General features: G+C 41.1%; 9 protein-coding genes. 5 read left to right on the top strand and 4 right to left on the bottom strand.

The features are described 5' to 3' along the window. Window positions 1-161: 161 nt before the first annotated feature. From LO761_RS02370 to LO761_RS02360, 3 genes are read right to left on the bottom strand one after another with little or no spacing between them, the layout of a single operon-like run. On the bottom strand, window positions 162-2,207 hold the full coding sequence (locus LO761_RS02370; protein WP_407951532.1) for a TonB-dependent receptor: 2,046 nt from the start codon (window positions 2,205-2,207) through the stop codon (window positions 162-164). Between the two features lie 7 nt (window positions 2,208-2,214). Further along, window positions 2,215-3,279 (bottom strand): YncE family protein, encoded by a 1,065-nt coding sequence (locus tag LO761_RS02365; protein WP_272816717.1) that lies wholly within the window; start codon window positions 3,277-3,279, stop codon window positions 2,215-2,217. A 3-nt stretch (window positions 3,280-3,282) separates the two neighbouring features. Continuing rightward, window positions 3,283-5,079 carry a PKD-like domain-containing protein gene (locus LO761_RS02360; RefSeq protein WP_272816716.1) on the bottom strand — a complete coding sequence of 599 codons (1,797 nt, stop codon included), beginning with the start codon at window positions 5,077-5,079 and terminating at the stop codon, window positions 3,283-3,285. 785 nt (window positions 5,080-5,864) lie between these two features. Here LO761_RS02360 and LO761_RS02355 point away from each other — a divergent pair. From LO761_RS02355 to LO761_RS02335, 5 genes are all read left to right on the top strand, one after another. Beyond that, entirely contained in the window at window positions 5,865-6,218 is a 354-nt protein-coding gene (locus tag LO761_RS02355; protein WP_272816715.1) for a hypothetical protein, read from the top strand. A 209-nt stretch (window positions 6,219-6,427) separates the two neighbouring features. Beyond that, window positions 6,428-8,359: an ABC-F family ATP-binding cassette domain-containing protein gene (locus LO761_RS02350; protein ID WP_272816714.1), complete on the top strand. Its 1,932-nt coding sequence runs from the start codon at window positions 6,428-6,430 to the stop codon at window positions 8,357-8,359. 18 nt (window positions 8,360-8,377) lie between these two features. Next, on the top strand, window positions 8,378-10,423 hold the full coding sequence (locus LO761_RS02345) for a M13 family metallopeptidase (RefSeq protein WP_272816713.1): 2,046 nt from the start codon (window positions 8,378-8,380) through the stop codon (window positions 10,421-10,423). A gap of 112 nt (window positions 10,424-10,535) precedes the next feature. Then, the gene (locus LO761_RS02340) at window positions 10,536-10,973 is read left to right on the top strand and encodes a hypothetical protein (protein WP_272816712.1); all 438 of its coding nucleotides are present in this window, start codon (window positions 10,536-10,538) and stop codon (window positions 10,971-10,973) included. A gap of 254 nt (window positions 10,974-11,227) precedes the next feature. Further along, window positions 11,228-15,415 (top strand): acyl-CoA dehydratase activase-related protein, encoded by a 4,188-nt coding sequence (locus LO761_RS02335; protein WP_272816711.1) that lies wholly within the window; start codon window positions 11,228-11,230, stop codon window positions 15,413-15,415. Here the strand turns inward: LO761_RS02335 and LO761_RS02330 are convergent, their stop codons facing one another. Continuing rightward, window positions 15,416-16,180 carry a lysophospholipid acyltransferase family protein gene (locus LO761_RS02330; RefSeq protein WP_272816710.1) on the bottom strand — a complete coding sequence of 255 codons (765 nt, stop codon included), beginning with the start codon at window positions 16,178-16,180 and terminating at the stop codon, window positions 15,416-15,418. Window positions 16,181-16,191 lie beyond the last annotated feature (11 nt).

The raw sequence follows: 16,191 nt of genomic DNA, 5'->3' as shown, positions 1-16,191 counted from the left end.
TCTTCACAGACAGCTCGTCTTTTATTAAAACCTTAAATCTAATACTATGAAAAACACAATACAAAGGTACAGAATCTTTTGTACTCTGCAAGTTTATATTGTCTTTTTGGATAAAGTATAATATACTTTATAAATTAACATCTATTCCTTAACATTTCAACCTACCATTTAGGTTTTATACTAACAAAAATTTCGAAATTGATTCCGGGCATCGGTCGAGAGAGGACAGAAAGGTATTCTTCGTCAAATAGATTATTGATCACGCCTTTTACATTGAGGTCGCCCCACTTAGCGGAGAATTCTTTGTCTAAGCTGATGTTGCTCATGAAATAGTCAGGTAAATGACCGGTTAACGATTTATCGTTGCTCGACATCGTATATCGTTCACTGTAATAACACCATTTGTAAAGAAAGCTCCATGATTTATATGATAACCGCCCGTTGATAGTGGCAGAATGCTTGGGGACGTATGGTAATTGCTTTCCAACCGATTGATCGGCCTGACTCATCGGTTCTCCTTTATTGATGGAAGGAGTCCAAGAATAGGTTCCGTCCAGACGTATCATCCAATCTTTCGAAAGAATCCGAGTATAATCCAATCGACTCTCTATGCCATACGCATGGACTTGTTTGATGTTTTTGGGAGAAAAGAATCCTTTAGTAGTAGGCAACCAGATAATCCAGTCGTCTATGTATTGGTCGAACCATGAGGCAGATCCGGAAAACGTGTATTTATTTTCTTTTCCTATGGCAAACGAAAGTCCTGCCTCATAATTGAATCCGCTTTCGTTTTTCAGATTCGGGTTACCTCCCGGTAGAAAATATAAATCGTTCAGTGTAGGGAACTTATAATTTTTTGAGATGGAAGCTTTTACTGTGATGTTTCCGGCATTGGAGAGGACACCGTCGAAGAAAAATGCAGGGATGACAGGCGACCAACGATCGCCGAACATTTCTTCACGTAGTACGACCGACATGCCAATACGTTCGTTCGGGCGCCACTTGGCAGAAACGGAACCGGAAAGTTCAGTTTGCTTCTTGTTGTATCCTACTATTGCGTTATCACCATCGGTAGTTGTTACTTTCTTATCCGAACTTTTCACAAAGTGTTGGTTGGCGGATAGATAGGAGGTGAAGTACCATTGGTTGTTTGGAGCATAGTCTCCGTTGGCCTGACCGTATATAGTATTCACTAAACTGCGTGAATGTGTCATGGTCTCTAATATTCCGTTGCCCTTATCACGTTTGTAATCGTAACCCATCCACGTGTGAATATATCCACCCTTTACACCCAGTTTCCAGCTTTCTTTATAATGATCCCATGACAGAATACTTCGTAATGTGTTCTCCCGCTGACGATTCTCAAATGCTTTCTCGTCTCCATAATCGGTAGTCAGCATAGGAAGTTCGCGATTCGAATAAATGAACCATGCGTTCATACCAAGACGGTCGCCTTTCAGCGTATTATAATATGCTTCCTGCAACAGATGGAAGTCCTTGTATGAAGCACTCTTATTCTTTTCTGTCGGATAATACCGGCCGATGATGTGATGATTATCGTCGTAGATATTCTCTTTTTTATCATGGTTACGGTACTTATACTCGTTTGGCGAAGATTGGTACACTATTCTGGTAGAAGTTTTCCAATGCTCGCTGCCAACCGTCAGGCGTAGGAACTCATCAAAGGTCTTGAAAGATCCGATTCCTTGAACGTATTGCATCTTCATTCCATCGACTGTGGCGGGTGTGGTGGATAATTTGACTAATCCTCCCAAACCTCCTCCCGTTTCGTTTACCGAAGAGGTACCGTGAAGTAGTGAGGCATCGTCAATAAAGTAGGAAGGAATCATGGAGAAGTCGGTCATGCCAAGCATGGGATTATTAATGCGCATACCGTTCCATGTAACTTGTGTATGCGATGGGGATGTTCCTCGGAAAGCAACGGTAGAGAGTGTAGCACGACCGTAACTCTTTACAAAGACCGGAGCGTTGAATGTCAGTATGTCTGCCATAGAGAGGGATATATTTTCTTTCAGTGACAGTGAGTCGAGTCTGGTTTGCTGCACGCCGATATCTTTCATCGGTTTACGTCCCCATACCGTCACTTCCCCCAACTTGAATCCTTTCTTGCTCCAATCGTTTTCGGTTTGAGCATGCATGTTCAATGTGGTAAGTAGCAGTATAAAAATGGTCACAACTTTCTTCATAATCTTTTTATTTCCAACAGAATGCTCCGGGCGTTATACCAACATAAAACTTATCAATGAGTTCTCCTTCGGAAGAATAACGGTAGACGATGCCTTGTTGCTGATAATCTATAGCATCGGCCACATAAACATCTCCGTTATTCGGGTTGACTGTCAGTCCGTAATATTTTGTATTTTGATAAGGTAGGAACGGCCGAACCGGAATATGATCTTCGTCAACGGACATGCACCACACATCGTTGTTTATCCAGTAGAGCTTATCTTTTGTTTCGTTCAATACAAGTTCGGAAAGCGCGTCGCCTAAATCGAATTGGAATTGCTGCTCTATGGTAAAGGTTTCGGGGTCAATACGGAACAGGGCAGGAGCTTCATAACCGTACGGACTTCCTTCGTAGCCACCATCGGTAATAGTCCAGAGCTTGTTATTCTTATCTAAAACTACCGATGTAGGCTGAATACCTACTGTTAGCTCTGCAATAACCTTATCGGTTTCTGTATCTATCTTCAGAAGCCTGTTCTGATACGACCAACAATTTATGAATACATATTTCCCATACTGAACTATTTGTTCCGTAGATCCGGATTCTGTGTTCATATTCGGAATATCAATGTAACCGGTTATTGTATAAGTGGATGGATTGATTATGGCTATACGATTGTCCCATAATTGAGTGACGTATGCTTTGTTGTCGTTTACAAAATGGATGTAGCGAGGGGATGTAAAGTTGGTGATGCGTCCATTCTCCTTAAAGGTTGTTAAGTCGATGGCGAAGATGACATGTGAATTGTTGACCACTACCCATCCCACATTATGATATATGGTCATGGATTGGGCTACATCACCTAATTTGGCAGCATTGGCTCTGTAAAAAATCTCATTCTCTACAGACTTAGTCAAGGGATTGTAATAGGAGAGTGTCGCGTTGCCATATTGGAAATTTCCTTCGTTTACAATGAACAGTCCCGAACCGGTAGACGCAAACTCTTCCTCATCACCGTAATCCCATTTCATGCACGAGGTGAGACATGCGATGCAGCAGAGCAACAGACTGAAGAATAACCCTTTCCGCATAATTTATTCCATAGAATAATCGGTGAACGAGAATACTTCTGTTGAGACTTCTCCCAATGGACCACTTTTTGTGTTCAGTCCTGTTTGAACCTTGATAAAATCAATGTACTTCAATGTTACGACAGTTCCGTCTGGAAGAATGGCATTCGAAATCTTGAATCCGTTTACCTGATTACTTCCGTCGTCCGAACTGCTGATGGCATCTTTACCGAGGTTGTCTGCGTACCCCCATCCGTATGCCGGATTAATATATAGGTTATCTTTTACATAATTGCGTGCTTTAAGTCGTGTACCTTTCAACGTGTACGAGGTGGTTGAAATCCATGTCGGATAGTAAGAATTTTGTCGGTGATAGATATTGTAGTCTATGGTTCCTGAATTTCCTTCGGAATCTTTCCATTTCACGTTAGCATTTGGGCTACTCGGCTTATAGTATGTCACTGCATAGTTTTGAATAGTCGACTTATTACCCGTCTCACTGCTTTTCAGCTCATACCATTCGTCATCCGGAAGGCCGTTTCCATTGACATCCTGCATGACCCAAACGATTCCCGGCTCTGAATTGCCGTCGCTTCCCATGTTGGGTGAGGCATACGCATTACCCTGAATGGTAAAGTCGTAATCATTGGCTGAGGCTGCGATGCTATGGTCGAATCCAACAATGATATATCCTCCGAATCCTCCAAGTGAAACGTACGATGTTTTATTTAGGCGTTCCAAAGCATAGCTGTTTGCTGCATTTTTCGTTGTCTCATTGCCGGTAAATCCGGCAAGCGCAGTGTCCCCTATAAATTGTCCCGGAGCCGGAACATATTCATAGACTTTGTTTTGTTTCTTACTGCTGGAACCGTTTATGGCACGCTGAGCAGAAGATTCATTGTTATATGCATGAATCATAATTTCATTCGTGAAAGTGATGTTCCCGGTCTCTATTATTCCCGATACGGAAGAACTGATTTTCGAAGGCTCGTATACACATACTTTAATAAGGTAATCGCCGGCTTTATCGGGCGTGAGTTTTAACGTTTGTGAGTTGGCACCGACTATGGTGTCACCATTTATCACCCATTTGATAGTTGGTTTGCTGAAGTTCCGGATGGTAGGGGTGATATAAACAGGGTGACCGATGAATGTGTTGCGGTCGGTTGTTTCGCAGAAGTACGAAAGTTTATCGAATGTTACGCTGTAAAGCAGACTTTCAATAACGTTCACCTTGAACTCTAAATGATTTTCTCCATCTTCATTGGAAGCGGTTATTTTAATGGTATAGCTCCCTTTGTCCGACTGGTTAAAGGTGTAAATGCTGTCATTGCTTACTACATTTCCGTTTAAAGACCAAGAGCACGTAAAGCCGTCTGCTTCTTTATGTTGAAAGGTTGGCTTAAAAGTATAATCAGTATATGCAAGCGCGTTGAATCCTCCGTCAGGGATATTCAGCGAGATGACCGGAGGTGTCAAGGCTGTGACGGTTACCAAAATCTCTTCTTCGTCCGAACCGGCATCATTGGTCACTTTCAAGCGAATATAGTAGGAGCCTTTCTCTTCGAAAATGTGGCATAGGGTTTGCGTGTTACCGATTACCTCATTGTTCATTGTCCATATATAAGTAGCTCCGGATGCATTTTTGACAGTCGGGGTGTAGGTGAAGTTTTTCCCTACTTTTGAAGTGAACTTCGCGCCACTTGCAAGCGATATTTCCGGTTTATTTTGTATCGGGGACGGTTCGTCACGGTCACTGCTGCACGCTGTGAACGCGAGAAGTAGAAAGAGTAAGGTGTAAATTGACAGTAATTTCTTCATAATCATGAGTCTTTTGCGCAAATATAGTCAATTATGTTGAGATAAGTTATAAAAAGAAGTTGGTTTAAAAACGTATAGACATAAAAAAAGGGATACCGCTGTATCCCAACCTTTGTTAACCTTAAATCTAATACTATGAAAAACACGATGCAAAGGTACGGCTATTTTGATAACCTGCAAATATTACTGCTAAAAAAGAATGTTTTATAACATGTTTTAAGGAAAATAACTCCTGAATTAAGGTTTGTTTATAAAGGATTGGATGCTTTTTACTGTATAAAAGAAATGACTACATAAGCATAAAAGCTTCGATTTATAAAAAAATTGTTCGTTCTCATGTCCATGATCGAGTAGGGTGTTGCATTTCTTTTTAGCAAAACTCTTTATGACTTTTTCATTTGTTGGATTACAATTTCAAAAAGGATAGGGAAAGAGGAAATAAGTCTCCTTCATGCTCATATCAGAACATCTACGTAACTATGCTGACTGTTTGGTAAACAATGGAATGATTTGAATTAACTGCGTTAAGGGATGATTAAGACTCCACGAGGTAGAATTTAGATTTTATAGAAATGTATCCATTGATTCTCATTAGGTTATGTTTTTCTTATTAAGACTTTTTATTTGGTGATTTAGTCGTTTTAAGGCTCATCTCTACCGTAACTTTGTATCGTCAGAAGTTTAATAAACCATCAAATAAGATTATTTGTTGTTATCCGAAAATTGTAACTTGGTCTATTTTGCTTTTGGTAAAAATTATAACATAAAAATAAAAATTACACATTATGAAGAAAAGTAAGTTTATAAAGTTAGTTGGTTGCATAGTCATTATGTTGCTTGTTGCATTAGCAAAAAAAGGACATATACATTTGCCTGGTCATGGAAATTGGGAGAATAAGAATTTTGAAGAAGCTGTTGTAAATTATGTTTCTTCTTTACTTATCAATGGTGAAAAGGTTGAATTTGGTAACAAGTTCTTGTGCGAAGACTATAAGGAGAATGATGAGGTACGTTTCTCTGCTAATGTTATATATTATGTAGTTTCAAGAGATGGTACAAAAGAGAAACATATCGCTCATGTAGTCTGCAACGAAGATAAAGATAGAATCATTGAATGGAAGGACATTACGAATAACTAATTGGTAAGGTGGGCTTCTCATGAATAATCAACAATAAACATTCTATAGATGTATATTATCAGAACGAATATGCCGAAACCACTTTAGATAAGCTCATAGGCGAGAATCCTGCAAGGTATCAGTTAGGTATTAGATTTAAATAAATGAACCACTTTATTTTTTACTGTGCTCATTTGCACTATCTTTGCAGGTGAAAAAGAATAAAGTTAATGATATCTATAGATAATCTAAAGGTTGAATTTGGTGCCACTCCGTTATTTCATGATGTATCGTTTGTCATCAACAATCGTGATCGTATCGCATTGGTCGGGAAGAACGGAGCAGGTAAGTCTACCATGTTGAAGATTATTGACGGTCAGCAGCATCCGACTTCGGGAATGGTATCTGTTCCGAAGGATACCACTATCGGATACCTGCCTCAGGTGATGAAACTGGTTGACGAATATACCGTGATTGAAGAGACAAAACAGGCATTCGAACATATAACCGACTTTCAGGATAAGCTGAAAAAGATGAATCAGGAGCTGGCAGATCGGACTGATTATGAGTCGGCAGACTATCAAAAGCTGATAGAGACGTTTACTGCTGAAACGGAGCGTTATCAGTTGATAGGTGGCGATAATTACGAGGCTGCTATGGAACGTACACTGATTGGTTTAGGCTTTGAACGGACCGATTTCAATCGCCCTACTACAGAGTTTTCCGGAGGTTGGCGAATGCGTATTGAGCTTGCGAAAATTTTGTTTCGTCATCCCGATGTATTGCTGCTTGATGAGCCGACTAATCATCTTGATATTGAGAGCATTCAGTGGTTGGAGGATTTCTTGAAAAATTATTCCGGAGCAGTTGTGCTGGTCAGTCACGACCGTACCTTTATTAATAATGTAACTACTCGTACCATTGAGATATCTTGCGGGCGCATTTACGACTATAAGGTGAAGTACAATGAGTTTGTCCAACTGCGTAAAGACCGCCGGGAGCAGCAGCTTCGAGCATACGAAAATCAGCAGAAAGAAATTTTAGATATAAAGGATTTTATCGATCGGTTCCGTTATAAACCAACGAAGGCCGTGCAGGTACAGAGCCGTATTAAGCAGTTGGAAAAGATTGTTCCTATTGAGATTGATGAAGAAGATACAGCTACTCTGCGATTGAAATTTCCGCCATCAATACGTTCCGGTAACTATCCCCTCATTTGTGAGGATGTGAAGAAGGCTTTCGGTGACCATTTGGTATTCCATCATGTGAATTTGACTATTAAGCGGGGCGAGAAGGTGGCATTCGTGGGGAAGAATGGCGAGGGTAAGTCTACGTTGGTAAAGTGTATTATGAATCAGCTTCCGTACGAAGGAAAACTGACCGTTGGTCATAATGTTCAGATAGGCTATTTTGCGCAGAATCAGGCTCAGCTTTTGGATGAGGATCTGACTGTTTTCGATACGATAGATTATGTGGCGAAGGGAGACATTCGGACGAAGATTCGTGATATACTTGGCGCATTCATGTTTGGTGGGGAAGCTTCAGATAAAAAAGTCAAAGTGCTTTCTGGAGGAGAGAGAAGTCGTTTGGCTATGATAAAACTGTTGCTCGAGCCGGTCAATTTTCTGATTTTAGATGAGCCTACCAATCATTTGGATATGCGTTCGAAAGATGTGTTGAAAGACGCGATACGCGATTTTGACGGGACGGCTGTTATTGTTTCGCACGACCGTGACTTTCTGGACGGATTGGTTACAAAAGTGTTTGAGTTTGGCGGTGGAATGGTGAAGGAACATATTGGAGGCATCTATGAATTCTTGGAAAAGAAAAAGATGGAGAGTTTGAATGAGCTTCAGCTTCAGCAGTCTGTACCTGTTCAGGCAACCGATGAACCGGTTTCTGTCAGTGAAAGCAAACTTATGTACGAGTCCATGAAAGAACAGAATAGGAAAGTGAAGAAACTGGAGCGACAAGTAGCCGATTGTGAAAGACAAATAGAAGATTTAGAGAAACAGATTGGTGAATTGGAAAGTAAGATGGTCACTTCGGAAGGAGCATTTGACATGAGTCTCTATACTGCTCATCAGCAACTGAAAGAACAAATGAGTAAGGCAGAAGATGATTGGGCTCAGTTTTCTATGGAATTAGAGGAAATAAGATAACATTTTAATTATTTAAATATGAGAATGAAAGATTATTTACCATTAGCAATGTTCGCTCTGGCGACATTGGCAGGATGTGAAGGTAAAAAGGAAACTGAAGTTTCTACAAACGGTATTGATTTGGCTAATCTCGATACAACTGCTGTTCGTGGAGACGATTTCTATCAGTATGCATGTGGCGGTTGGATGAAAAAACATCCATTGTCTGACGAATATTCTCGTTTCGGTTCTTTTGATCAGTTATCAGAGAACAACAGAGAGCAGATAAAGGGATTGATAACAGAGCTTGCTTCTAAAGAACAAACTGCAGGGTCCGTTGCGCAGAAAGTGGCTGATGTGTATAAGTTGGCTATGGACAGTGATCGTCTGAACAAGGAAGGATTTACTCCGGCAAAGACCGACTTTGACGAGGTAGCTATGATAAAAGACAAGTCGGAAGTTATTCCTATGATGACAAAAATGTTCCATAAGTCTATTGCCGGTTATTTTAACTATGGTATTGATGCCGATATGATGGACAGTAAGAATAACCTATTCCAGATAGGTCAGGGAGGATTAAGTCTTGGTCAGAAAGACTATTACATTGATACAGATTCGGCTACCGTAAATATTCGAGAGAAGTTCAAACAGCACATTGTTAATATGTTCAAGCTTGCCGGTGTTGATGAAGCTACTGCGCAAAAGAATATGGAAGCTGTGATGGAAATAGAAACTCGTATAGCGAAAGCATCGTTCAGTAATGTTGAGTTGCGTGATCCGGCAGCTAACTATCACAAGATGACTGTTGATGAGCTGAAGAAGACGATCACCGGTATTGATTGGGATTTGTTTCTTGACGGTGTAGGTGTTAAGGGTAAGGTTAACGAAGTTAGTGTCGGTCAGATAGAGCCTGTTAAGGAAGTTGCAAAGATTATCAATGAAGTTCCTCTTGATAAACAAATAGCTTATTTCCAGTGGAATGTAATTGATGGGGCAGCTAACACTTTAAGCGATGAGTTCCAGAAAGAGCATTTCGATTTTTATAGTCGTACGATGCGTGGAACGAAAGAGATGCAACCTCGATGGAAGCGTGCGGTAAATGCTGTGAATGGGACATTGGGTGAAGCTGTCGGACAGATGTATGTTCAGAAATATTTCCCTGCTTCAGCAAAGGAGCGCATGGTTCAGCTGATTAAGAACTTGCAGACAGCGCTTAGCGAGCGTATTCAGGCTCAGGAGTGGATGAGTGACACCACGAAGACATACGCTTTGGATAAATTGAATGCATTCTATGTGAAAGTGGGCTATCCGGACAAGTGGCGCGACTACTCTTCTTTGAATATTGACGCGAAAGATTCGTATTATGAGAATATGAAGCGTGCAGGAGAGTTTGAAATCAATTATATGCTTTCTAAGGCCGGCAAACCGGTTGATAGAGATGAGTGGTACATGACTCCTCAGACAGTTAACGCATATTATAATCCGACAACCAATGAGATTTGTTTTCCCGCGGGTATTTTGCAGTATCCATTCTTTGATATGAACGCTGACGATGCTTTCAACTACGGCGCGATTGGTGTGGTTATCGGTCATGAAATGACTCACGGATTTGATGATCAAGGTCGTCAGTTTGATAAGGATGGTAATTTTAGGGATTGGTGGACTCCGCAAGATGCAGAGCGTTTTAAGGAGCGTACGAAAGTGATGGCTGATTTCTTCAGTAATATTGAAGTTCTCCCCGGATTAAAGGGAAATGGCGAGCTCACTTTGGGTGAGAATCTTGCCGACCACGGTGGTTTGAATGTTTCTTTTCAGGCATTTAAGAATGCTACGAAAGATAATCCTTTAGGAGTTGTTGACGGTTTTACCCCGGAGCAGCGTTTCTTCCTTGCTTATGCCGGAGTTTGGGCGCAGAATATTCGTGAGAATGAGATTCGTGTCCGTACCAAGTCCGATCCTCATGCTTTAGGAATGTGGCGTGTTAATGGAGCTCTTCCTCATATTCAGGCTTGGTACGATGCTTTTGGCATCACCGAGAAGGATAAGATGTACGTCGCTCCTGATAAACGTGTGAATATTTGGTGACAATTTCGAGTTGTGGGAAGGTATTTTTTTGTAGTTTTGTAATTGGAGATTTTAATGAATGCTATTTATTTAATATAAATAGATTAAAAACAAGTTTTATCAACGTAAAGTTATGAAAAAAGAGAAAAAGAGAAAATGGGAATATCCTATGCTTCAAACTCAATTGTTTATTCCACAGGAATATGTAGCAGTATGCACTACGCAATGGAAAGCGCAATGTAATCAGAGAGGTCTTATATTTTTTGATGTAAATAATAACGGCGTGTTAGATCCTGCCGAGAATCATTCTTATGACAAATATGAGCACGGACAGTGCTACAAATGGCATACGTTCGAATCTGTAGAAAGGCCTGGGTACAATGCGTTTATTGTGCGACATGCATATAATTCTACCACATATTTGGATAAACATAAATCTTACTATAGTATTAAACCTCAATATATGCATGACCCTTATATGATTCAGGCTTTAGTAAGGGAACCGGGGGAAGTATTTTCTCACAATTGGTTGGTTACTTGCGATTTGGATAAATTGAAGAATGTTTCATAAAAGCATCATCGCGATTGTATGATGAACATATAATAAAAATTATAAAGTAATCTTTTTCGAAAGGATTTGAGGCTGTATCGTAGTGCACGATGCAGCCTTTATTTTTTATTAATAAGTTAATACTTTTAACAGGGCTGCTATCATTCGTTCTTATTGTTTAAAATATCTTACAAATAGGATATTTTCAATGGAATGCCTTTTATACATTGTCAAAAATAATTAGTAATTTTGTAACACTAATGAGATGAATGAGAATGTTGAATTGCTATAGAATTGGATTGGATGTTGGTTCTACAACGGCAAAAATTGTTGTATTAGATACTGAGGGTAAAATAGTATACTCTCATTATGAACGTCATAATGCTCAGGTCAACCAATTGGTTGCACGCTATTTCAATGAAATTATGCAACAGTTGGGCGATGCTGATGTATCTCTGACGGTTACCGGTTCGGTAGGTATGGCTACCGCCTCTTCTCTAAAGGTAAATTTTGTACAAGAAGTGGTTGCTGCCACTGCATATTCCCATCGAATCCATCCCGAGGCAAAAGCGTTGATTGATATAGGCGGAGAGGACGCGAAAGTTGTTTTTTTTAATGGCAAGAGTACAGAACTTCGTATGAATGGTAACTGTGCAGGTGGAACCGGTTCTTTTATTGATCAGATGTCTGTTTTGATGGGTATCAGTATTGATGAAATGAACGAAGCCGCTTTGAAAGCTACTCATGTATATCAAATCGCTGCCCGTTGTGGGGTATTCTCTAAAACCGATATTCAGAACTTGATGAGCCGTAATGTCCCTGAGACGGATATTGCTGCTTCTATTTTTCATGCCATTGCAGTTCAAACAGTGGTAACACTTAGTCACGGTTGTCAGTTTACGGCACCCATTCTGTTGTGTGGCGGACCGTTAACATTCCTCCCGGCATTGCGTAAGGCTTTTGAAGATTACCTTGACATGTTGCCATCCGACTTTATATCTCCGGAAAACGGAAATTTGATTCCTGCCGAAGGCTGTGCGTTACGTTGCGGTGATGAGACAATGAAGGTATCGGAGTTGTTGAGTCGTTTGGCTGATACCACCATCACTGTAGCTAAAGGGGGACTCCAACCGTTATTTAAGGATGCATCCGAACACGAGCAATGGATAAAGGAGAAATCGACAGTGGCAATGGATCAAAAACCTTTTCATGTCGGCAAGGAAGAAGTGGTTATCGGAGTGGATTCAGGCTCAACAACAACCAAGGTTGTAGCTGTCCGTCCGAATGGTGATTTGGTGTTCTCTTTTTATTCTCAGAACTTTGGTAATCCTATTCAAGCTGTTCGTGATGGCTTGGATGAACTTAATAAAAAGGCACAGGAAGCGGGCACAGAACTTGCTATTGTGGGAACCTGCTCAACAGGTTATGGTGAGGAGTTGATAAAAGCTGCGTTCAATTTTGATAGCGGAATTATTGAGACGATGGCGCATTACCGTGCTGCTTCCAAATTAAATCCGAATGTTTCTTTTATTCTCGATATTGGCGGTCAGGATATGAAAGCCATTTTTGTGGAGCAGGGTGTTGTTGTTCGAATGGAATTGAACGAAGCATGCTCGTCAGGGTGCGGAACATTTATTCAGACCTTTGCGACCAACTTGGGTTACGATGTGGAACACTTCGCGAAAATGGCATGTACTGCGTGGAATCCGTGTGATTTGGGAACACGATGCACTGTTTTTATGAATTCGAAAGTAAAACAGGTATTGCGCGAAGGGGCTACTATTGCGGATATCTCGGCGGGCTTGGCTTATTCGGTAGTGAAGAATTGCTTATATAAGGTACTGAAGCTGAAGAGTAAAGATGAGATGGGAAAAGAAATCGTTGTTCAGGGTGGTACCATGCGTAACGATGCCGTAGTTCGTGCATTCGAGATTCTTTCCGGACGTCAGGTATTACGTGGCAATATGCCTGAATTGATGGGGGCATACGGTTGTGCCTTGCATGCTATTTCCACGCTGCATGAGCCTGTCAGCATTGATGTGCTGCTCAACGGAGCTCGGTTTACTACCAAACAGACGCAATGTGGCGGTTGTGAGAATCATTGCTTTGTCACTCGATATAATTTTCCTAACGGAAACAAGTTCTTTAGCGGGAATAAGTGCGAACGTGTGTTCAATAATAAGGGAAACATGTCGCGTACCGGAATCAATATCTATACAGAGAAGTATAAACTCCTTTTCGACCGTCCGGTTAACGAGGCGGCCGAGCGTGCCATCGGTATCCCCCGCATACTTAATATGTACGAGGACTATCCTTTTTGGCATCGTTTGCTGACGGATTGCGGTTTTAAAGTCGTACTTTCCGATTCATCTACCTACACTCGTTATGAAAAAGCTCTCTGTACCGTGATGAGCGACAATATTTGTTTTCCGGCCAAGTTGGTTCATAGTCACATTGAGGATTTGCAAAAGAAGAATGTAGAGCGTATTCTGATGCCTTATGTCGTTTATGAGCACATGGATGACAAGCGTACAACAAACAGTTTCAATTGCCCTATTGTTTCCGGTTATTCCGATGTTATCAAAAGTGTTATTGAAGGGAAAATTCCGATAGATAATCCGGTGATTACCTTTCAGAATACGGATTTGTTGGAGATTCAGGTTACCGATTATTTGAAGAGCTTGGGTATTCCGCATGCTACCATAAAGAAAGCATTTAAAGCTGCTATCGAAGCAGAAGAGGAATATAGTCGAACTATTCGTAAGCGAGCAGAAGAGATTCTGGAGGAAAGTAGAAAGTATAATGAGACGACCATTGTACTGGTAGGTCGTCCTTACCATACCGACCCGCTTGTTCAGCATAAGCTCAGTGAAATGATTGCTTCGCTTGGTGTTAATGTCATCAGCGATGATATTGTCCGTGGTAATAACAGCATCAGCACAGGAGAAACTTATCTGATAAAGCAATGGGCGTACATGAACCGCATAGTAAAAGCGGCTCAGTGGACGGCTGCTCAAGACAGTAAAGTCCATTTAGTCCAGATGACCTCGTTCGGTTGCGGGCCGGATGCGTTTATCCTTGATGAAGTGCGCGACATTATGAACCGACATAATAAACCTTTTACGATGCTTAAGATAGATGATGTGAGCAATATCGGTTCTTTAAAGCTTCGTGTCCGTTCTTTGATTGAGAGTCTTCAGTATCATACCGATAGACAACATGTTCTGCCATTTGTTTCTACAAAAGTATTCCGAAAAGAAGACCGTCACCGTAAGATTCTCGCCCCATTCTTTACAGATTATCTGACACCTATTCTGCCTCAACTCATGTCATTGGCCGGTTATGATGTGGAGATTCTTCCGCAAAGCGATGAGATAAGTGCAGCCTACGGATTGCAGTATGCGAATAACGAGGTATGTTATCCGGCAACCTTGATAGTTGGCGATATTATCAAAGCATTAAAGTCGGGCAAGTATGACCCGAATGAGATTGCTTTCGCTATGAGTCAGACGGGTGGGCAATGCCGTGCTACGAACTATGCGTCGCTGATAAAGCGTGCGATGGTCTCTGCCGGATTTGCCGATGTGCCTTTGATAACGCTTGGCGTGAGTACGAAAGGCATTGATAACGATCAGGAGGGATTTGATATTCCATGGCTGAAGTATTCGAAGATAATAGTGTACTCGCTGTATTATGCCGATGCTATATCGAAGATGTATCATGCTACGGTTGTCAGAGAATGTGAATCCGGTATTGCTGCCAAGTTGCGCGATGCCTATATGAATGCCGTCGGAAGGTATATAATGGAGAATGATTCGGATAAAGTGGTTGAATTGTTGGCGCAGGCCGCGAAAGAGTTTGATAAAGCGGCTATGGATAAAGAATGTCCAAAGGTGGGTATCGTGGGAGAGATATTCCTGAAGTTTAATTCTTTTGCTCATCAGCGTATTGCCAACTTTATGATTAATCGTGGAGTGGAGGTGGTGCCACCTATACTAACTCCGTTCTTCTTGCAGGAATTTGTCAATTTGGAAGTAAAGCGGAAGATGCATTTGATGAAAAACAAGATTCCTGTTCCTCTGATACATGGAATATATAAACTGATTTCCAAACAAATGGATAAAATTAATGAAGTCTCTTCTTCGTTCCGATTTTTCCGTCCGTTCGAGGATATTTATGAAGAGGCTAAAGGTGCCAAGGGACTTGTTTCGCTGGCTGCTCAGTTTGGTGAAGGTTGGCTGTTACCATCGGAGATTGTTTCGTTGATGAAAGAGGGGGTGGAGAATGTTATCAGTCTTCAGCCGTTCGGATGCATAGCTAATCATGTTGTTGCCAAGGGAATAGAAAAAGCATTGCATAAGATTAACCCGAATCTGAATTTCCTTTCGTTGGATTTCGATTCCGGTGTCAGCAGTGTAAACGTATCAAATCGTCTGTTACTGTTTATCGATTCAATGGTTTAATTATTGGTCGGGATTTTCAACCTCACCTTTATATACATCCGGAAGTCCGTCCTCTATGGCTTTATAGGATGATTCCATCAGATAATCTATATTTTCGCTACCTTTTCCTTTTGGATAAATCGGCTTATGAATAATCAATTCCATGGGATGATGGTGAACATACTTGGATGTACGTGACAGTACATTAAACGATCCGTTTATAGTCATGGGAACGACGGGAAGTTGTAGTTCATCAGCCAAAGAGAACGCTCCTCTTCTGAAGAATCCCATGTGCCCCGTAAACGTACGCGATCCTTCGGGGAATACAACTAATGAGGTTCCTCCTTGCAGCACTTTATAAGCCTGTGTAATGGTAGCCCGAACTTTTGAAGGACCCGATCGGTCGACAAAGATATGTCCGGCAGCTTCGCATGCGGCACCGATGAAAGGCCATTTGCGAAGTCCTTTTTTCATCATCCATTTAAAATTTCTTCCTAAGAATCCGTAGACAAGAAATATATCGAAATAGCCTTGGTGATTGGCAACAAAAACGTACGACGTTTTCTTTTTTATTTCTGTCGGGCATTCAACCTTGATGGGTATGAGCAGAACAAAACAAAAGATTTTCGACCAAATTCTTCCCGGATAATATCCCCAGAAGTGACCATCGCCTAATTTGCATCCTATTACTGTAACAAGTGCCGTAATGATAGTGCATACCAGCAGAATGGGCGCGGCAATGCATATCTGATAGAGAATGTATAGGGGTGTTAATACTTTACTCATATCTTTTTTTA

The organism is Phocaeicola oris (genome assembly GCF_021295095.1).
Lineage (GTDB): Bacteria > Bacteroidota > Bacteroidia > Bacteroidales > Bacteroidaceae > Phocaeicola > Phocaeicola oris.
Note: the sequence above shows the minus strand (reverse complement) of the source record. Positions and strands in the feature narration are given on the sequence as shown.